Annotated in this window: 19 protein-coding genes; 9 read left to right on the forward strand and 10 right to left on the reverse strand. The window is 72.2% G+C overall.

Translation table 11 applies throughout. The annotated features are described in order from the left end of the window. Nucleotides 1–47: 47 nt before the first annotated feature. The gene (locus QP939_RS43505) at nucleotides 48–923 is read right to left on the reverse strand and encodes an SDR family oxidoreductase (RefSeq protein ID WP_285452673.1); all 876 of its coding nucleotides are present in this window, start codon (nucleotides 921–923) and stop codon (nucleotides 48–50) included. 123 nt (nucleotides 924–1,046) lie between these two features. Between QP939_RS43505 and QP939_RS43510 the strand changes: the two genes are divergently transcribed. Continuing rightward, complete coding sequence (locus QP939_RS43510; RefSeq protein ID WP_285452675.1) at nucleotides 1,047–1,952, forward strand: LysR family transcriptional regulator; 906 nt, start codon at nucleotides 1,047–1,049, stop codon at nucleotides 1,950–1,952. Nucleotides 1,953–2,005: 53 nt separating this feature from the next. Here the strand turns inward: QP939_RS43510 and QP939_RS43515 are convergent, their stop codons facing one another. After that, nucleotides 2,006–2,908, reverse strand: coding sequence for a LysR family transcriptional regulator (locus QP939_RS43515; RefSeq protein WP_285452677.1), 903 nt, complete (start codon nucleotides 2,906–2,908; stop codon nucleotides 2,006–2,008). A gap of 70 nt (nucleotides 2,909–2,978) precedes the next feature. Between QP939_RS43515 and QP939_RS43520 the strand changes: the two genes are divergently transcribed. Next, the gene (locus QP939_RS43520) at nucleotides 2,979–3,947 is read left to right on the forward strand and encodes a YeiH family protein (RefSeq protein ID WP_285452678.1); all 969 of its coding nucleotides are present in this window, start codon (nucleotides 2,979–2,981) and stop codon (nucleotides 3,945–3,947) included. Nucleotides 3,948–4,064: 117 nt separating this feature from the next. After that, nucleotides 4,065–5,558, forward strand: a complete 1,494-nt coding sequence (locus QP939_RS43525; protein WP_285452679.1) for a sialidase family protein — start codon at nucleotides 4,065–4,067, stop codon at nucleotides 5,556–5,558. Nucleotides 5,559–5,614: 56 nt separating this feature from the next. Here the strand turns inward: QP939_RS43525 and QP939_RS43530 are convergent, their stop codons facing one another. Further along, nucleotides 5,615–6,220 (reverse strand): MmpS family transport accessory protein, encoded by a 606-nt coding sequence (locus tag QP939_RS43530; RefSeq protein WP_285452680.1) that lies wholly within the window; start codon nucleotides 6,218–6,220, stop codon nucleotides 5,615–5,617. 160 nt (nucleotides 6,221–6,380) lie between these two features. Here QP939_RS43530 and QP939_RS43535 point away from each other — a divergent pair, with 160 nt between their 5' ends. Continuing rightward, nucleotides 6,381–7,580 carry a sensor histidine kinase gene (locus tag QP939_RS43535; protein WP_285452681.1) on the forward strand — a complete coding sequence of 400 codons (1,200 nt, stop codon included), beginning with the start codon at nucleotides 6,381–6,383 and terminating at the stop codon, nucleotides 7,578–7,580. 9 nt (nucleotides 7,581–7,589) lie between these two features. After that, a complete protein-coding gene (locus QP939_RS43540; RefSeq protein WP_285452682.1) occupies nucleotides 7,590–8,249 on the forward strand; it encodes a response regulator transcription factor in 660 nt (219 codons plus the stop codon). Here the strand turns inward: QP939_RS43540 and QP939_RS43545 are convergent. After that, nucleotides 8,239–8,610: a helix-turn-helix domain-containing protein gene (locus tag QP939_RS43545; protein WP_285452683.1), complete on the reverse strand. Its 372-nt coding sequence runs from the start codon at nucleotides 8,608–8,610 to the stop codon at nucleotides 8,239–8,241. The two genes, QP939_RS43540 and QP939_RS43545, sit on opposite strands and share 11 nt — an antisense overlap. Before the next feature lie 28 nt (nucleotides 8,611–8,638). Between QP939_RS43545 and QP939_RS43550 the strand changes: the two genes are divergently transcribed. Continuing rightward, a complete protein-coding gene (locus QP939_RS43550; protein ID WP_285452684.1) occupies nucleotides 8,639–9,328 on the forward strand; it encodes a methyltransferase domain-containing protein in 690 nt (229 codons plus the stop codon). A gap of 96 nt (nucleotides 9,329–9,424) precedes the next feature. Here QP939_RS43550 and QP939_RS43555 read toward each other — a convergent pair whose 3' ends face one another. The 3 genes from QP939_RS43555 to QP939_RS43565 form a co-directional block, all read right to left on the reverse strand. Next, a complete protein-coding gene (locus QP939_RS43555; RefSeq protein ID WP_285452685.1) occupies nucleotides 9,425–10,720 on the reverse strand; it encodes an MFS transporter in 1,296 nt (431 codons plus the stop codon). Nucleotides 10,721–10,800: 80 nt separating this feature from the next. Further along, the gene (locus QP939_RS43560; protein ID WP_285452686.1) at nucleotides 10,801–11,307 is read right to left on the reverse strand and encodes a flavodoxin domain-containing protein; all 507 of its coding nucleotides are present in this window, start codon (nucleotides 11,305–11,307) and stop codon (nucleotides 10,801–10,803) included. 88 nt (nucleotides 11,308–11,395) lie between these two features. Then, nucleotides 11,396–12,550 (reverse strand): nitric oxide synthase oxygenase, encoded by a 1,155-nt coding sequence (locus tag QP939_RS43565; RefSeq protein WP_285452687.1) that lies wholly within the window; start codon nucleotides 12,548–12,550, stop codon nucleotides 11,396–11,398. A 407-nt stretch (nucleotides 12,551–12,957) separates the two neighbouring features. On the opposite strand from QP939_RS43565, the gene QP939_RS43570 reads away from it, so the two are divergent. From QP939_RS43570 to QP939_RS43580, 3 genes are all read left to right on the forward strand, one after another. Continuing rightward, nucleotides 12,958–13,968, forward strand: a complete 1,011-nt coding sequence (locus tag QP939_RS43570; protein WP_285452688.1) for a CobW family GTP-binding protein — start codon at nucleotides 12,958–12,960, stop codon at nucleotides 13,966–13,968. Nucleotides 13,969–14,034: 66 nt separating this feature from the next. Then, a complete protein-coding gene (locus QP939_RS43575) occupies nucleotides 14,035–14,316 on the forward strand; it encodes a hypothetical protein (RefSeq protein WP_285452689.1) in 282 nt (93 codons plus the stop codon). 89 nt (nucleotides 14,317–14,405) lie between these two features. Continuing rightward, a complete protein-coding gene (locus QP939_RS43580) occupies nucleotides 14,406–15,599 on the forward strand; it encodes an IS30 family transposase (protein ID WP_434219607.1) in 1,194 nt (397 codons plus the stop codon). Nucleotides 15,600–15,629: 30 nt separating this feature from the next. Here the strand turns inward: QP939_RS43580 and QP939_RS43585 are convergent, their stop codons facing one another. The 3 genes from QP939_RS43585 to QP939_RS43595 are packed head-to-tail and all read right to left on the reverse strand — an operon-like array spanning nucleotide 15,630 to nucleotide 18,158. After that, the gene (locus tag QP939_RS43585; RefSeq protein WP_285452690.1) at nucleotides 15,630–16,076 is read right to left on the reverse strand and encodes a GNAT family N-acetyltransferase; all 447 of its coding nucleotides are present in this window, start codon (nucleotides 16,074–16,076) and stop codon (nucleotides 15,630–15,632) included. A gap of 1 nt (nucleotide 16,077) precedes the next feature. Beyond that, entirely contained in the window at nucleotides 16,078–17,082 is a 1,005-nt protein-coding gene (ligD, locus tag QP939_RS43590; protein ID WP_285452691.1) for a non-homologous end-joining DNA ligase, read from the reverse strand. Continuing rightward, nucleotides 17,079–18,158: an ATP-dependent DNA ligase gene (locus QP939_RS43595; protein WP_285452692.1), complete on the reverse strand. Its 1,080-nt coding sequence runs from the start codon at nucleotides 18,156–18,158 to the stop codon at nucleotides 17,079–17,081. The genes ligD and QP939_RS43595 overlap by 4 nt, the downstream gene beginning before the upstream one ends.

Consider the following 18,158-nt stretch of genomic DNA (forward strand, 5'->3'; position numbering starts at 1 on the left):
GCACGATATATCGCCGTGCGATCGGCCGCAACCACGCCCGGACCGAACTACTCCACGAAGTAGTGCCCAGCCTCGAGATCAGCGACAAGCCCCGCCCCCTCAGGCACCCACCCGAGCCACTTCCGCGTCAGCTCACTCGAAGCCGGTGAATCGAGCGCCGCGAAGTGGGCGAGCCAGCCGAAGTGATCCGGAGCGGCCGACCCCACGGGCACACCCAGATGCCGCCCGATGACCTCAGCCAGCACTCGCAGCGGCACACCTTCGTCCCCGACCGCGTGCAGCCGCACGCCACTCAGCCCAGCCTCCACCGCCAAGCGGTACGCACGAGCCGCGTCGAGGCGGTGGACCGCCGCCCAGCGACCCGCCCCGTCGCCCGGGTACGCCGACACCCCCTTCTCCCTGGCCAGGCGGATCAGGGCCGGGACGAACCCGTGCCGGTCGCCTTCGCCGTGCACCGAGTGCGGCAACCGCAGCACCGACACGCGCACCCCGCGCTCGGCGAACGCCAGCGCCGCCGCCTCGGACTGCGACCGCGGGAAGTCCGGGTCCGCCACGTCCTCCTCCGTGGCCACGCGACCGGGGGCCACCGGGCCCGTCGCGGCCGTCACCACGAACGGCTTCCCCTCGAGCGCCTCGCCGAGGGCGGCGATCGCCGCTCGGTCGGTCGCCGCCGCGGCCGTCAGGTCGGCGAAGTCGTCGTGGATGTACGCCGTGTGGATGACCGCGTCCGCATCCGCTGCCGCCGCACGCAAGCCCTCGACGTCCTGCAGGGTGCCGCGGCGGACCTCGGCGCCCGTCGCCGCGAGCGTCGCGGCCTTCTCGTCGGACCGGGCGAGACCGACGACCTCGTGGCCCGCGTCCAGCAGTTCCCGGACGACGGCACTCCCGACGAACCCCGTCGCGCCGGTGACGAACACACGCATTTCGTGCTCCTCCAAAGTGGTGGTGACTGTGCTGCCATCGTTCGGCCGACGCGGCCCCGACGTCCAAAGCCTGTTCCTCATCGGGTAATACGCCTCAGGCATCACCGCAGGTAGACTGGACCGGTGACCGATCTCGACCTCCGCGTTGTCCGGTACTTCACGGCAGTCGCCGAGCACCGGCACTTCGGGCGCGCCGCGGCCGCGCTGCACACCACGCAGCCGTCGCTGAGCAGGCAGATCCGCCGCCTCGAAGGCCAGCTCGGCGCGCGCCTGCTGGACCGCACACCCCAGGGCACCCGGCTCACCGAGGCCGGCGAGGTGTTCCTGCCGCGGGCGAAGGCGCTGCTGCGATCGGCCGAGCAGGCGGCGGCGAGCACCCGCGCGGCGGCCACGCCGAGCCGGATCACGATCGGCTACCTCACGAACCTGTTCGTCACCCCGGCCGTGCGCGAGCTGCGCCGCCGCCACCCGGACGCCGAGGTGCTCACCCGGCACCTCGGCTGGACCGAAGCTCGCGAGGCGCTGCTGGAGCACCGGGTGGACGTCGCCGTGACGCGGCTGCCACTGGCGACCGACCAGCTGCGCGTGACCGTGCTCTACGACGAAGAGCGCGTGCTCGTGGTGTCCACGGACCACCGCCTGGCGAGCCGGGAGTCGGTCACGCTCGAGGACATCGCGGACGAGCCGCTCCCCCGCCTCGACGACCCGGCGTGGAACGCGTTCTGGCGCATCGACCCCCGCCCCGACGGCTCCAGTGCCCCCGACGGCCCGCTGATCGGCGGCTACGAAGAAAAGTTCGAACTGATCGCGGCAGGTCAGCTCGTGTCGATCGTCCCGGCGGGCGTGCGGTTCAGCCGTCTCCGCCCGGACGTCACGACGGTCCCGCTCAAGGGCGTCGAGCCATGTCACGTCGTTCTGGCCACCCGCGCGGGCGACCGCAACCGCCTCCTGCCGGCGGCGTGCAAGACCCTGGAGGCGCACCTGACCGGGCCCGAGTCGGCGGCCCTCGCGGCGGCACCGAGGTCTTGAATGAGTCATTCAGGACCTCCGAAGACCTGAATGACTCATTCAAGACGCGCGCCTCAGCCCTGCCCGGACTTCACCGCCAGCGTCAGCAGGTCCGCCGCCGGGCCCGTCAGCCGCCGTCCCGCGGGCCACACCGCCCGCAGCACCCGGCCCAGCTCCACGCCCGCCACCGGCACCGGTACCAACCGCCGCCCCGCCACCTCGCGCACCACGTCCAGCTCGCTGATCACCGCCGGACCCGCACCCGCGATCACCGCGTTGCGCACGGCCGACGCCGATCCCAGCTCCAGCAACGGCTTCACCGGTCCCACGCCCGCCCGGCGCAACGCCGCCTCCACCGTCTCGCGCGTTCCCGAGCCCGGCTCGCGCACGACCAACGGGGTCGCCGCCAGCTCCGCCGCGGTCAACCCTCGCCGCCGACGGGTCCACGCGTGCCCGGCCGGGACCACCACGACCAGCCGGTCGACCGCCACCCGGCGCGTCGCCAGCCCCCGCCACGGTCCCGGGGACTCGACGAAGCCCAGGTCCACCTTCCCGCGGGCGACCAGGTCCGCCACGTGCTCGGAGTTCACCACCTCGAGCCCGACGTAGGTGTCCGGCCCGGTCCGCTTCACCTCGCCGATCCACGCCGGGACGAAGTGCTCGGCCAGCGTCATGCTCGCGGCCACCCTCAGCTTCGCGCCGCGCTGGGTCCGCAGGGCCTCCGCGCCGGTGCGCAGTCCGTCCACTTCGGTCAGGACGCGGTGGGCCCAGCCCGCGATCACCCGGCCGTCCGGCGTCAGCGCCGAGCCGCGCCGGGTGCGGTCCACCAGGGACAGTCCCAACTGGCGCTCCAAAGTGGACAGGCGTTTGCTCGCCGACGGCTGGGCGATGCCGAGCACGCCCGCCGCCTGGCCGATGCTGCCGAGGTCCTCGACGAGCACCAGCAGGCGCAGCGAGTCCAGATCCGGTCCGGTCATAGCCCCAGTCTATGACCTCCCCGGCGACGGGTGGCTACCGCAAACGCACCGGCGAGGCGACGCTGGAGCCATGGCATTGACGTCGGCGAAAACTTCCGGCCTGGCGATCACCGCACTCGGTGTCGCCGCGGCGTACGCGCTGAGCTCGATCTGGCCCGTCGCGGGGGCACTGACCGTCGCCGTCGTGCTCGGCATCGTCGCGGGGAGCACCCCCTTCCTCACCGACGAACTCCGCGACGGCGTCGCGCGCGTCACGAAACGCCTGCTGCGCGCCGGTGTCGTGCTGCTCGGGCTCCAGCTCGCCGTCCCGGCGGTGCTCGCGCTCGGCCCCGGCACGCTGGCCGCCGTCGTGGTGACCGTGGCGGTCACGTTCCTCGGCACGCTCGGCCTCGGCCGGATCGTCCGCGTCCCGCGCGGCCTCGCCCTGCTGGTCGCCACCGGGTTCTCGATCTGCGGCGCCTCCGCGATCGCCGCGATGGAAGGCGTGGTCGACCGCGACGACGAAGACGTCGCGACCGCCGTCGCCCTCGTCACCTGTTACGGCAGCATCGCCCTCGGCGTCCTGCCCCTGCTCGCCAGCGCCCTCGGCCTGGACGCCACCCGGACCGGCAGCTGGGCCGGGATCTCGGTGCACGAGGTCGCCCAGGTCGTCGCGGCGGCCGGCCCGGCGGGGGCCGCCGCGGTCGCGATCGCGATCGTGGTCAAGCTGAGCCGCGTGGTGCTCCTCGCCCCAGTGGTCGCGCTCGTCGGCGCCACCGAACGCACCCGCCGCGGCGGGCACGCGCCGCTCGTGCCGCTGTTCGTCCTCGGATTCCTCGCGATGGTCGCCGTCCGCAGCACCGGGCTCGTCCCGGCGTTCGCGCTCGACGTCGCCAAAACGGCGTCGACACTCTTGCTCGCCGGGGCGCTCTTCGGCCTCGGCTGCGCCGTCCGGCTCGGACCGCTCCTGCGCGGCGGCGGCCGGGCGCTGCTCCTGGGTCTCCTGTCCACGCTTCTCGTGCTGGCGACCGGGTTCGGCGCGCTGGCCGCGTTCACCTGAAGTTTCCCTCGAAGTCACGTATAGGTCGTTATACGCCGGGTTGTACGGGTCTTGTACGGGCCGCGTCGACGCTACCGCCGAGACGTAGGACGTAGAACGAATCCACAGGGAGTACCCGTGAAGATCACCCGACTCGCCCGAGGCCTGCTGGCCGGGCTGCTGGGGTGCGCCGCCGTCGCCGCCCCGGCGGCGGTCGGCACCGCCACCGCGCAGGCGGACGTGGCCAGCACGTTGGTGTTCACCAAGAACACCGAAGGCCACGACTGCTACCGCATCCCCACCATCGTCAAGGCGAACAACGGCGACCTGCTCGCCTTCGCCGAGGGCCGCAACGGCGGCGCCAGCTTCTGCAACGACCTCGGCGCCATCGACCTCGTGATGAAGCGCTCGACCGACAACGGCAAGACGTGGAGTGCTCTGCAAACCGTCATCACCGCGTACGGCGACGTCAAGGGCAACCCGGCGCCGATCGTCATCCCGGGCAGCAACCGGATCGTGCTGCTGTCGACCATGCAGTGCTACACCAACCCCTCCTGCGGCCGGATCCCGCGCGTGTCCATCAGCGACGACAACGGCAAGACCTGGGCCGCGCCGAAGGTCCTGACCACGGAGCTGGGCTTCGCGAGCGCGCCCGGCTGGCTCGCCACCGGCCCGTCGCACGGCATCGTGCTCACCCGCGGCGCGCACGCCGGACGGCTCGTCGCCGGCATCAGCTGGACGATCAGCGGCAAGAACACCGGCGCCGTGATCTACAGCGACGACCAGGGCGTCACCTGGCACCGCGGCGCGACCGACTCGCCGACCACCGCGATCAACCCGCAGGAGATCAGCGTCACCGAACTGCTCGACGGCCGGGTCTACGCGGCCGCGCGCAACCAGGCCAACGACGACAACAAGTGCCTGGAAGGCGGTACGCGCAACCGCACCTTCGCCATCAGCTCCGACGGCGGCGAGACGTTCAGCTCGAAGTTCGCCTTCGCCACCGACCTCGTCGCGCCGACCGTCCAGGGCTCGACGGCCCGCATGAGCGCCACCGACACCGGCGGCAAGTACAACCGGGTGCTGTTCGCCGCACCGTCCACTTGCGACCGCCGCAAGGAGCTGCGGGTGCACTCGTCGTTCGACGAGGGCGCGAACTGGACCGGCACCGCGGGCAGCCTGCTCGTCTGGGGCCAGGACGCCGCCTACTCCGACATGGTGCAGCTGTCCCAGACCTCGGCCGGCGTGCTGTTCGAGGCCGGGCCGGAGTACCACGCCAACGACACGATCCGCTACGCCACCGTCACCGACGCCGCGCTCGGCGCCCCCGCCTGCGGCCTCGGCTACGGCGTGATCGACTCGGCCCCGCTCGGCACGGCGGGCACGGCTTACCTGTCCTACAACGCTTCCACGGGCAAGAACTGCGTCAGCGCGATGAAGAGCACGTCCGCCGGGAAGGCCACGCAGACGTCGGCCTACCTGGAGGTCCAGGGCTCGTCGCGGATCACCGACTCCGGCGCGTTCTCCTACTTCGCCGGTCCGGTTTCCGCGGCCGCGGCGGACAAGTGCGTGAAGTGGGGTGGCTCGGCCGACGGCCAGGCCTACAACAGCGAGTTCGAGCACTGCGGCTGACGAACACGGGTGGGACCCGCCCCCTGGCCGGGTCCCACCCGCTCCTCCCGCCTCCGTCAGAAGCCGGTGCAGCTGGCGACCGCGTACTCCCCGGACGCGGTCGCCGTCTTGACCTCCTTGCCGTCGACGACGACCTTGCACGTCACCGTGCCGCCGTCTTCGCCGGTGGTCGCGGTGAACGCGCCCACGTAGATGCCGGTGGCCTCGACCGTCTTCGTCCACGGCACGGCCGCGCCGGTTTCGCTGTGCACCGACGTCGACTGCTCGAAGGTGCTGTAGTCGATGTCGGCGGTCTTCGCGTCCCCGGTCACCGAGTAGACGATGGTGTACTTCCGCGTGGCCTGGTCGTTGACGTCGCTGATCGCCTTGCCGATGACGACCACCCACAGGACGCTCACCACCAGGCCGAGCACGGACACGACGACGCCGGCGATCGCCAGCCCCTTGTTGGTGGCCTTCCCGGCCCGCACCCGCGCGACGCCGACCGCGGACAGGATCAGGCCGAGCACCACCAGCGGCCAGGCCACGACCCCGACGAACGGGATCGGCGAGAACACCAGCCCGACCAGACCGAGGACGAACCCTGCCGTGCCGAGTCCGTTGCGGGGCGGCGCGGCCTGCGGGGCCGGGTACTGCTGCTGGATCGGGGTGTAGTCGGTCATCGGGGTTTTCCTTTCACCTCTGCTGGACGGCGAGCAGGAAACCAGCGCGGCGGCCCGGCCCGCGTCATCCGCGGGCCTCGACCGCGTACGACGAAAGTCGTCACCGGCGGCGGGGTGGACGAGCGGAAGGGCTGACGGACCGCCTCGTACGCTCTCCCCCATGGGACGGTCCGTGCTTCGGGTGGTGTGCACCGTGCTCGCGGTCGCGGCGGGCGTGCTGAGCAGCACCGTCAACGTCGCACTGGACAGTTCGGTGCCCGGTGTGCCGGACACGGTGCTGTCGGCGCTGGGCCTGCTCGGCTGGTTCGCCGGGATCGGCGCGTCGGTCATGCTGGTCTGGCGGCACCGCTGGCCGCTGCTGGTCACCGGGATCGCGCTGGTGCCGCCGCTGCTGCTGACCGGCGACTCGATGGCCGCGCTGATCGCGCTCGCCGCGCTGACCACCCAGTACGTCGGCTGGTGGCGCTGGAGCGCGGCGACGCTCACGTTCGCCGCCACCGGGCTCGCGGTCTGGCACGACGCGAGCCGCTACCCCGAGGTGTCGCTCGCCGAGGCCTGGATGTCGACCGAGACGACCGGCGCCAAGCTCACCGGGGTCGTCCTCACCGCACTGCTGTTCACCGGGATCCCGCTCACCGTCGGGATCGTGCGGCACAGCCTGGCCGAGACGCGCCGCCGGATCGCCGAGCAGGAAGCGCTGCGCGACCAGATGGCGCGCCGCGAGGAGCAGGCGCGGATCGCGCGCGAGATGCACGACGTCCTCGGGCACCGCCTGTCGCTGCTTTCCCTGCAGGCGGGCGCGTTGGAGGTCACCACGGCCACGACGCCGGACGCCGCCGAGGCGGCCAAGACCGTGCGGACCACCGCCCGGCAGTCGCTCGACGACCTGCGCCAGGTGATCGGCGTGCTGCGCGGCGCGGGCTTCGCCGACCGGGCGCCCGGCGGCCCCGCCGAACCGCCCCAGCCGACCCTGGCCGACATCCCCGACCTCGTCACCGGCGCGCGGCAGGCCGGGCTTCCGGTCAACGTCACCATCCTGCTCGACCACGCGGGCTCGGCACCCGCCCCGCTCGGCACCGCCGCCTACCGCATCCTGCAGGAGGCGCTCACGAACGTGCTCCGGCACGCGCCGGGCGCGCCCGCGGACGTCAGTGTGCGCGGCGGTCCCGGCGCCGGGCTGGTGCTCGAGGTCGTCAACCCGCTGCCGCCGCACCCGGTGCCCTCGCCCGGGTCCGGCACCGGGCTGACCGGCGTCACCGAGCGGATCTCCCTGCTCGGCGGCACGCTCACCGCGGGCCCGGACGGCGAGCGGGCGTTCGCGCTGCGGGCCTGGCTGCCGTGGGCGGCACCCGCGCCCTAGCATGGGCGGGTGAGCGTGCGCGTACTGCTCGTCGACGACGACCCGCTGGTCCGCACCGGGCTGTCGATGATCCTCGGCAGCACGAACGACATTTCCGTGGTCGGCGAAGCCGGTGACGGCGACGAGGCGGTCCAGCAGGTCGCGCGGCACGCACCGGACGTCGTGATCATGGACATCCGGATGCGCCGGATGAACGGCCTCGCCGCGACTGCGGCGGTGCTGGCCCAGCCGCGGCCGCCGAAGGTGCTGATCCTGACGACGTTCGACCTCGACGAGTACGTGTTCGAAGCGCTCGCCGCCGGCGCGAGCGGCTTCCTGCTCAAGGAGGGTTCACCGCAGGAGATCATCGAAGGCGTGCGGGTGGTGGCCAACGGCGACGCGATGCTGTCGCCGCGCACGACGAAACAGCTGATCGGCCAGTTCGTCGCGGCCCGCGCCAACCCGCGGCGCGCCCGGGCGCAGGGCAAGCTGGAACTGCTCAGCGGCCGCGAACGCGAGATCGTCACGGCGGTCGCCCGGGGCAAGCCGAACGCGGACATCGCCGCGGAGCTGTTCCTCAGCGAGGCCACGGTGAAGACGCACATCACCCGCACGTTCGCGAAGCTCGACGTGAGCAACCGCGTCCAGCTGACGATCTTCGCCTACGAAGCCGGGCTCGTCACGCCGTGACTTCGGCCAGCAGCCCCCGGAAGTGCGGGCAGGTCATGATGTCGTCGTGCGGGCAGTCGCCCTCGAGCATCTCGAGCGCGGCTTGCGCGCGGGCGATCCGGGCCAGCAGCTCCTCGCGGTGGCGCGCGATCACCTCGGTGCGTTCCGGCGCGGTCCGCGCGGCCAGCATCGCCCGGATGTCCGCGAGCCCGAAGCCCGCCTCCTTCGAGACCAGGATCGCCGCGACCCGCTGGACGTCCTCGTCGGCGTAGCGGCGCCGGTCGCCCACGCGCGCCGGGGACAGCAGGCCTTCCGCCTCCCAGTGCCGCAGCACGTGCGTGGGCAGCCCGAAGCGCGCGGCCACTTCGCCGATTGACTTCATGTCACCATTAAGTCGCAGCATGGCGGACATGTCCACGATGCTGAACCTCCTCGACGCCTACGACGCCCTCCCCCAGGCCCGTGCCCTGCGGGAACACACCTACGCCGGACTCGGCGGCACGGTCGTCGACGTCGGCTGCGGCGGTGGGCGGGTCGTCGGCGAGCTGGCCGCCCGCGGGGTCGCGGCCGTCGGGGTCGACGCCGACCCGGCCATGGTCCGACTCGCCGCCGAACGCTGGCCGGGCGCCGAGTTCCACGTCGCCGACGCGACCGCGCTGCCCCTGGCGGACGGCTCGGTCACCGGCTACCGCGCCGACAAGGTCCTGCATGCCCTCGCCGAGCCCGCCGCGGCAGTCGCCGAGGCCCACCGGGTCCTGGCCGACGGCGGCCGCGCGGTGCTCGTCGGCCAGGACTGGGACACGTTCGTCATCGACTCGGACGACGCCGCGCGCACCCGCGCGCTCGTCCACGCCCGCGCGGACGGCATGCCGCACCCGCGGATCGCCCGCCGGTACCGGAACCTCCTGCTGGACAACGGGTTCACCGACGTCACGGTCGAGGTGCACACGATCGTCTGGACCGGCGAGGGTGCCTTGCCATTGCTGGTCAACCTCGGCGGCGAGGGCGCCTGGCTCGACGAGCAGACGGCCCGGGCCCGCGAGGACCGGCTGTTCGTGGCCGTCCCGTTCTTCCTCGCCGCCGGGACCCGGGCGCGCTGAAGGGGACGTTCATCTCATCTGACGCGCTGAAGGGTCCTTTCCTCGCATCTGATGCGAGGAAAGGGCCCTTCAGCCCAGCGGACCGCGCCCGGTGAGCTACCGCGTGCCCGTCGGCGCCGTCGCGACCGCCGACTCGCCGAAGCGGATTCCCTTGGCCTCCTTGCCGATCGCGGTCAGCACCGCGACCACCACGAGCCCCGGCACCACCGTCCACACCAGAGCGGAGGTGTACCCGTGGGACTCCGCGATCGCCTGCTGGATCGGCAGGTTCAGCGCGGCCAGCAGGTTCCCGAGCTGGTAGGTGACACCCGGGTAGAAGCCGCGGATCGCGTCCGGCGACATCTCGGTCAGGTGCGCCGGGATCACGCCCCACGCGCCCTGCACCATCACCTGCATCAGGAACGAGCCCAGCGCGAGCATCCCGGCCCCGTGGTCGAACGCGAAGATCGGGATCACCGGCAGGCCGAGCACCGCCGCCGTGACGATCGTGCGGCGGCGGCCCAGCCGTTCGGACAGCGTGCCGAACGTCAGCCCGCCGATGATCGCGCCGACGTTGTACAGCACCGCGATCCACGTGCTCGTCGACGCGCTGAGCCCGGCCCCGCCGTTCTCGTGCGCCTTGAGGAAGCTCGGGTAGACGTCCTGGGTGCCGTGGCTCATCCAGTTGAACGCCGTCATCAGCAGGATGAGGTAGCCGAAGCGGCGGATCACCTTGGGGTTGAGCAGGATGTCCTTGACCGACGTCCGCGTCACGCGCAGCTTCTCCCGCGCGCTCTCCCACACCTCCGACTCGCGCACGCGCGCCCGGATCAGCAGCGTGATCAGCGCCGGGAAGATGCTCAGCACGAAGATCCAGCGCCACTGCAGGTCGAGCACCGAGTGGAACAGCAGGTACGCGAGCGCGGCCAGCAGGTACCCGATCGAATAGCCGACCTGCAGCAGGCCGGAGAAGAACCCGCGGCGCGCCACCGGGATCTTCTCCATCGCCAGCGCCGCGCCCAGCCCCCACTCGCCGCCCATGCCGATGCCGTAGACGAACCGCAGCACCAGCAGCACGGTGAAGTTCGGGGCGAACGCGCACAGCAGCCCGGCCACCGAGTACAGCAGGACGTCGGCCATCAGCGGGATCCGCCGTCCCACGCGGTCGGCCCACAGGCCGAACAGCAGGGCGCCGACCGGGCGCATGACCAGCGTCGCCGTGGTGATGAACGCCAGCTGCGTCGCGGTCGCGCCGAACGACTTGTCCTTCGCGATGTCCGCCAGCACGAACACGACGAGGAAGTAGTCGAACGAGTCCATGCTCCAGCCGAGCAGTGCGGCGAGGAAACTGTTGCGCTGATCGGGGGTAAGCGCTTTCTTGGCCGGAGTGCCCGCCGTCTGCCGATCCGTCACGTTCGCCCCGTCCCGTCGGTTTCTCACCGGAAGACCCCCAGGACGGTGTAGCACCCACCACCGCGTGCGGGCAAGAGCGATCAGAGCGCGACGCGGGTCCGGACGCGCCGGCCGACGTCACGCGCCCACGCCTTGATCCGGTCCCAGTCGCGGAAGTCGCCTGCCCGCCGCCCGGACGCCATCAGGCGCGGGATCAGGCCGCGCACGGTCGCCGGGTCGAGCTTGCCGCCGAAGGTGGCGGTGCGCTCGGCGTCGATGCGCGCGGCCAGCAGCGCCACGTTCGCCGGCAGGCTGACCTGGTGCGTCGCCGCCCCCGGCCCGCACGGTCCGCTGTGGAACAACCAAACCGGACGCTCGGCGAGGGCACGGGCATTGCGCTCCAGCAGCCGGACGGCCTCCGGGCGCCAGCGGTGGTAGTAGAGGGCGCTGCCGACGATGACCGCGGCGTAGTCGTCGACCCCCGCGACGTCCGCGGCGTCGCGCACGTCCACGCTCAGGCCGGACTCGCCGAGCTCGGCGGCGATGACCTCGGCGATCTGCCGGGTCCCACCGTGACGTCCGGCGTAGGCGACGAGGACTGCGGGCATGGGTCCATTCTCCGCGCCCGCGGGCGAAACGGCCCCGCGGGGCCGCCACGATCCGCCGAACGGGCGCTTCCACGCTGGTCCGCCCGTGTCAGCCGGGCGGCAGGAACGCCGGCCGCCGCGCGGGGTCGGGTGCGTCGTAGTAGCGGTGGAACACCGCGGTCTGGCCACCGGACAGCGGCGGCACGATCCAGCTCCAGTCCGCCGGGCACGACCGCCCCGCGCGTTCCTCGCGGTCCAGGTGGGACAGGAACCGCCGCGACTCGGTGTGGTGGTCGGCCATCGTGACCCCGGCCGCGTCGAACGAGTGCTGGACGGCCAGGGTCAGCTCGACCAGCGCCCGGTCGCGCCACAGCGTGCGCTCGGACGTCGTGTCCAGGCCCATCAGCTCGGCGATCACCGGCAGCAGGTCGTAGCGCTGTTCGTCGGCCAGGTTCCGGGCGCCGATCTCGGTGCCGAGGTACCAGCCGTTGAACGGCGCGGCGGAGTAGGTGACACCGCCGATCTCCAGCGGCATGTTGCTGATCGCGGGCACGGCGTGCCAGCGCAGGCCGAGCCCGGCGAACCAGCGGTGGTCGGGGTGGGTCAGCGGGACCTCGAGCACGGCGTCCGGCGGCAGGGTGAACAACCGCGGCTCGCCCGGGCTCGCCTCGACCAGCAGCGGGAGGACGTCGAACGACCCCCGGCGTTCCGGGGGCCGCCAGCCGAGTCTTCGCACCCGTTCGGTGAACCCGGCGGTGCGCGGGTCGCCGAGCACCGAGCCGTCGTCGAGGCGGTAGCCGGCGTAGCGGATCAGCTGCTCGTTGCGGATGCGCGGACCGGGTCCGGCCGGGGTGTCCGGCGCGAAGACGGTGATCGTCGGCCGGATCCGCCCGTCGCGGGTGGCCTGGCGGAGGTGGGCAACGCACTCGCCGGCGATCGCGGCGGGGTCGGTGACCCGGCGCCGGTCGCGGACGCGCAGGCTCCGCCAGTACAGCCTGCCGATGCAGCGGGCCGAGTTCCGCCACGCGACGCGCGCGCCGAACGCCAGCTCGGCCGGGGTGTGCCGGTAGGTGCCCGTTTCGGCGATTTCCGCGCGGACCCGCGCCAGCCGCGCGTCGAGCCGGACACCGTCCTCGGCGGCGCCTTCGGCGAACATCAGGTCCAGGAATTCCTCGGCTTCCGCGGAATTGACCGTTTGTTCCCCCGATACGCGCTGGTGAGAGATCGGCAGCGCGGACGTCACCCGCTCGGGCGTAACCGTCATCGCGCCGTCCTACTCTCCGAAATCGTGGTTTGCGTCCCGACGGAAAGGTCCACTGTTCCTCCGCTCGTCACCTGTCCGGAAACTCCGGTGATACCAGCGTGTTCGGCCAGGCCGGGCAGAGTACCCCACGATTCGCGCCACGCACTCCCCCGGTCGGTGCCCGGCTCGCGGACGATCTCCGAATGGCGTCGCCGCCAGCGGAAACGCGAAAAAAGAACTGCTACGATCCGTTATCCGGACATGGCGCAGCGCATTTCCCGGGAATCGATCACGACGCCGTATCCGGTCGGCGTGATCCTTTCCCGCTGGGCTGTTCGAGGGTTTTCGCCGAACGGTCTTCTCCGGGGCCCGTCACCGGGGTAAGCGCGCCGTGGTTAGAGTCGAGGTGATCGGAGGGAGGACGTTTCGTGAGCCGGATCCCCGTGGTCCTCGTCGCCGGGTTCCTCGGCGCGGGCAAGACGACGCTGCTGAACCACCTGCTCGCCAACCGCGAGGGCGCCCGGGTCGGCGTGGTGGTCAACGACTTCGGCAGCGTGAACGTCGACGCGCTGGCCGTCGCCGGGCAGGTCGACACGATGGTCTCGCTCGGCAACGGGTGCCTCTGCTGCGCGGTCGACGCGAGCGGGCTGGACGCGATGCTCGGGCGGTTGTCGTCGGCGGAGGCGGGCATCGACGTGATCGTGGTGGAGGCGAGCGGCATCGCCGAGCCCCGCGACCTGATCCGGCTGATGATCGCGAGCGAGAACCCGGACATCCGCTACGGCGGGCTCGCCGAGGTGGTGGACGCGGCCGAGTTCGAGGCGGCCCGCGAACGCCACCCGGAGCTGGCCGACCACCTGCGGCTGGCCGACCTGGTGGTGCTGAACAAGGCCGACCGGGTGTCGCCCGAGGAGCTGGCGAAGGTGACGGCGACGGTCGAGGAGCTGGCCCCGGGCCGTCCGCTGCTGGTGACGTCCCACGGGCGCGTCGACCCGCGGCTGTTCTTCGACCCCGAGCCCCGCGGCGAGCGCGTCGGCCAGCTGTCGTTCGACGACCTGCGCGAGGACGACCACGACCACGCGGACCACCTGCACGCGGCGTACGAGACTGTGACGTTCACCGCGGAAACGCCGCTGGCGCCCCGGGCGTTCGTCGAGTTCCTCGAGCGCCGCCCGGCCGGGCTCTACCGGATGAAGGGCCAGGCCGACTTCAACGCGGGCTCGCGCTTCCACCTGCACACGGTCGGCGGGTTCGTGCAGCTCGACCGCTCGCCGTGGCCGAAGGGCGCGCCCCATCGCACGGAGCTGGTCCTGATCGGCGCGGGCCTCGACGCCGACGCGGTGCTGGCGGATCTGGGCGGGTGCGTGGCCCCGGACCCGTCGGCGGTCGACGAGCGCGGGTTGCTGCACATCCTGCGTTATCTGCCCGACGAGGCCTGAGGCCCGCCACGCCGACGATCGGCAAATGTCACGGGGTCCGGCCCGCCGCGACGGAGACTGGCGGCCATGACGACCACCGCGGTGAGCGCACCACGCTGGTACCTGGTCGGCGTGCTGCCCGAAGAAGTCCCGCTGGCGCACCTGATGACCCGCTCGGGCGACCTCCGCTACCGGCGTTCGGCGTGCGGCGAGCGCGAGTCCCGCAGCTGGAAGCCGGTGGACCTGACGGAGTCCGAAGTGGCCCCGTGCCCGGCGTGCGTGGCGACGCTGCCCGCGCCCCCGGCCGGGATCCGCGCGGCGACAGCGGACGAGGACAGGGGCCAGCTCTCCCTCGACCTGCACCTGTAGCGCGGCTCGAGTTGTCGTGAGTGTTTAGGGCGGTTAGAACCGCTTGGGTTCTGGTGGTCGTCGCAACACCTGTTGTGGGAGGTGTTGTCGTGGCTGGAAAGCGGCGTCGGTGGTTGTCCCGGGATGTTCGGGTGGCGTTCTGGGATCAGGTCCGGGCGGGTGTGCCGGTGGAGCGGGCCGCAGCTGCTGCGGGTGTGTCGCGGGCCAGCGGGAGACGATTGTTCGAGCAGGCTGGAGGCGTGATCAGCAACACGCCGCGAGCCTGCTCGGGCCGCTATCTCTCGCTGGCCGAGCGGGAAGAGATCATGGTCCTGCACGCCCAGGACCTGCCACGGGCGGAGATCGCCCGCCGGCTGGGCCGGCACCGGTCCACCATCGGGCGGGAACTGGACCGCAACAGCACCAGAGGTGGACGCTATCGGGCCAGCACCGCCCAGCACGCCGCCGAGCAACGCGCGACACGACCGAAACCCACGAAACTGGCCACGAACCCGGACCTGCACCAGCGGGTCCGGCAGGACCTGACCGCGCGGTGGTCTCCGGAGCAGATCGCTGCCAGGCTGAAACGGGACTTCCCCGACCAGCCGAGGATGCACGTGAGCCACGAAACGATCTACCAGGCCCTCTACGTCCAAGGCCGGGGCGAGCTGCGACGGGAGCTGGCCGCGTGCCTGCGCACCGGACGAGCGATCCGCAGACCGCAGCGCACCCCCGACGGGCGCCGGACCCGTCAGGGCAGGATCGCCGGGATGGTCCCGATCTCCGACCGGCCCGCCGAAGCCGCCGACCGGGCCGTCCCCGGACACTGGGAAAGCGACCTGATCGTCGGCAAAGACAGCCGTTCGGTGATCGGGACCCTGGTCGAGCGCAGCACCCGGTTCTGCCTGCTGCTGCACCTGCCCGGCGGCAAAGACGCCGCCGCGGTCGCCCAGGAAATGATCACCGTGATCCGGCGACTGCCGCAGGAGCTGCGCCGGTCCCTGACCTGGGACCAGGGCACCGAAATGGCCCAGCACGCGCGGATCACCATGGCCACCGAGATGGCGATCTACTTCTGCGACCCGCACTCGCCCTGGCAACGAGGGTCGAACGAGAACACCAACGGGCTGCTGCGCCAGTACTTCCCCACCGGCACCGACCTATCGGTGCACACCCCAGCCGAGCTGGCGAAAGTCGCGGCCGAACTCAACGGCCGTCCGCGCAAGACGCTCGGCTGGGACACCCCAGCCGAACGCCTCGCGATGCTACTGTCCGGGCCGGAGCCTGTTGCGACAACAGCTTGAATCCACCCCGCCCTAAACACTCACGACCGGCTACGCAAGCCGCTTCTCGTAGCAAACAGATTCCGGGTCGGCTTCGTGCGGCGGGAAGTTCGGCACCCGACGGAACCCCGCCCGTTCGTACAGGCGCATCGCCGCGGGCTGGCGTACGCCCGTCTCCAGGCGCATCCGCACGCCGCCTTGGCGGCGGGCCAGCCGCTCCGATTCCGCCACCAGTGCGCTCGACACACCCGTGCCGCGGACACCGGGCGCCACGAACATCCGCTTCAGCTCGTACAACCCCGGGGCCACCGGCTCGACCGCGCAGCAGCCGATCGCCCGCTCGCCGTCGCGGGCCAGCAGGTAGCGGCTGCCCCGGTCCAGCGGTGCCGGCTGGGCGTCCGGGGGCAGGTCGTACACCACGATCAGCTCGGCCGTCATCGCCGCCATCAAGGCGAGCAGCAGCCCGTCGTCCGGCGGGCACTCGGCGACCGTGGCCACGTCACTCCTTCTTCGCGCGGCTCGGCGCCACGCGCGGCGGCTCGTTCGGCATCTTCGGGTACACCGGCGGCCACGGCGCGTCCATCAGCCCGTTCGCCATGTCCGCCGCCGACATCTCCAGCAGCGGCTCGATCGACTGCGGCCGCTCCCCCGCCCCCGCCCACGGGTCGCCGCGCTCGGCGAGGCGCGCCGGGACCGTGCTCAACGTGAACGCATCCGGCTCCACCCCGTCCAGCTCGTCCCAGCCGATCGGCGTCGACACCTGGCCGCCGACGCGCGGGCGCACGCACCACGTGCCGAACACCGTCTTGTGCGGCGCGTTCTGGTTGAAGTCGACGAAGACGCGCGAGCCGCGCTCTTCCTTCCACCACTGCGCGGTGATCTTCGCCGGGTGCCGCCGTTCGAGGGCCCGCGCCAGCGCGACCGCCGCGGCCCGCACCTGGAAGCCGTCCCAGCGCGGTTCGAGCATCACGTAGAGGTGCAGCCCGCGCGAACCGGACGTCTTCAGGTGGCCTTCGATGCCGAGCTCGGCCAGGAACTCCCTGGTCAGCACGGCGGCCTCGCGCAGCTCGTCGAAGCCGATCCCGGGCGACGGGTCGAGGTCGACGCGCAGCTCGTCGGTGACCTCGGGCGTGTCGGCGCGGTAGGGCCAGACGTGGAAGCCGAGGCAGCCGAGGTTCACCGCCCACAGGATGTGCGCCAGGTCCTTCGCGACCAGCGCGTCGCTCGTCGTGCCGTTCGGCGTCGAGACGACGGTGGTGGTCAGCCACGGCGGCGCGCCCTTCGGCGCCCGTTTCTGGTACCAGTTCTTGCCGCCCGCGCCGTCCGGGTAGCGCTCCAGCAGCAGCGGGCGCCCGCCGAGCCGGGCCAGCAGCGGCCCGGCCACCGCCCGGTAGTACTCGACGAGGTCGAGCTTCGTCTCGCCGCGTTCCGGGAAGTACACCTTGTCCGGGCTGCTGATCTTGACCTCGACGCCGTCGACGTCGAGCAGCACCGCCTCGCTCACCGCGCCTCCCCGAACAGCTTCGCGAGCTCGGCGGGAGGTGCCTCGTCGAGCTGGGCGTACGTGCACGACTCCGGCGTGCGGTCGGGCCGGAACCGGACCAGCCGCCCGCCGTGCCGGAACCGGCCGCCCTGCAGGTGCTCGTAGCGGACCTCCGCGACCCACTCCGGGCGCAGCGGCTCCCACGACAGGTCCTTGTCCGGCGCCCACCGGCTCATCGCGCCCGGCTTGCGGCCCGGGTCCGGTTCGTACTCGGCCCAGGTGCGCCACGGGTGGTTTTCGAGAGCGTTTTCGCGCAACGGCGCCAGCTCCTCCACCAGCTCCGCCCGCCGCGCCTTCGTGAAACTGCTCGCGACGCCGACGTGGTGCAGCACGCCCTCGTCGTCGAACAGGCCGAGCAGCAGCGACCCGACGCCAGCGCCGTCCTTGTGCCACCGGAACCCGGTGACGACGCAGTCCGCCGTGCGCTCGTGCTTGACCTTGAGCATGACCCGCTTGTCCTGCTCGTACGGCAGGTCGGCGGGCTTGGCCATGACGCCGTCGAAGCCCGCGCCCTCGAACCGGGTGAACCAGTCCTCGGCCTGCACGGGGTCGTCGCTGAGCGGGGTCAGGTGGACGCGCTGAAGTCCCTCGGCGTCGGTCCGCAGGATGCTTTCCAGCTGCCTGCGCCGCTCCCGGAACGGCGCCTCGGTGAGGTCGGTGTTGCCGAGGGCGAGCAGGTCGAAGGCGATGAAGCTGGCCGGCGTCTCCTCGGCGAGCTTGCGCACGCGCGAGGCCGCCGGGTGCAGCCGCAGCTGCAGCGCCTCGAAGTCGAGCCCCGCCGGGGTGACCAGCACGATCTCGCCGTCCACGACGCACCGCGGCGGCAGCGCGGCGGCCAGCAGGTCCACCAGCTCCGGGAAGTAGCGGGTCAGCGGGCGGTCGTTGCGGGAGCCGAGCTCGATCTCGTCGCCGTCGCGGAACACGACGCAGCGGAAACCGTCCCACTTCGGCTCGTACAGCAGCCCCGGCTCGTGCGGGACGGCGTGCACGGCCTTGGCGAGCATCGGCCGCACCGGCGGCATCACGGGCAAGTCCAC

This window comes from Amycolatopsis nalaikhensis (assembly GCF_030264295.1).
Taxonomy (GTDB): Bacteria; Actinomycetota; Actinomycetes; order Mycobacteriales; family Pseudonocardiaceae; genus Amycolatopsis; species Amycolatopsis nalaikhensis.

Excerpts from the sequence above, each read along its gene's own strand:
- QP939_RS43505 (WP_285452673.1), bottom strand. The coding sequence starts at position 923 with ATGCGTGTGTTCGTCACCGGCGCGACGGGGTTCGTCGGGAGTGCCGTC.
- QP939_RS43515 (WP_285452677.1), bottom strand. The coding sequence starts at position 2,908 with ATGACCGGACCGGATCTGGACTCGCTGCGCCTGCTGGTGCTCGTCGAG.
- QP939_RS43520 (WP_285452678.1), top strand. The coding sequence starts at position 2,979 with ATGGCATTGACGTCGGCGAAAACTTCCGGCCTGGCGATCACCGCACTC.
- QP939_RS43530 (WP_285452680.1), bottom strand. The coding sequence starts at position 6,220 with ATGACCGACTACACCCCGATCCAGCAGCAGTACCCGGCCCCGCAGGCC.
- QP939_RS43535 (WP_285452681.1), top strand. The coding sequence starts at position 6,381 with ATGGGACGGTCCGTGCTTCGGGTGGTGTGCACCGTGCTCGCGGTCGCG.
- QP939_RS43545 (WP_285452683.1), bottom strand. The coding sequence starts at position 8,610 with ATGAAGTCAATCGGCGAAGTGGCCGCGCGCTTCGGGCTGCCCACGCAC.
- QP939_RS43550 (WP_285452684.1), top strand. The coding sequence starts at position 8,639 with ATGTCCACGATGCTGAACCTCCTCGACGCCTACGACGCCCTCCCCCAG.
- QP939_RS43560 (WP_285452686.1), bottom strand. The coding sequence starts at position 11,307 with ATGCCCGCAGTCCTCGTCGCCTACGCCGGACGTCACGGTGGGACCCGG.
- QP939_RS43565 (WP_285452687.1), bottom strand. The coding sequence starts at position 12,550 with ATGACGGTTACGCCCGAGCGGGTGACGTCCGCGCTGCCGATCTCTCAC.
- QP939_RS43575 (WP_285452689.1), top strand. The coding sequence starts at position 14,035 with ATGACGACCACCGCGGTGAGCGCACCACGCTGGTACCTGGTCGGCGTG.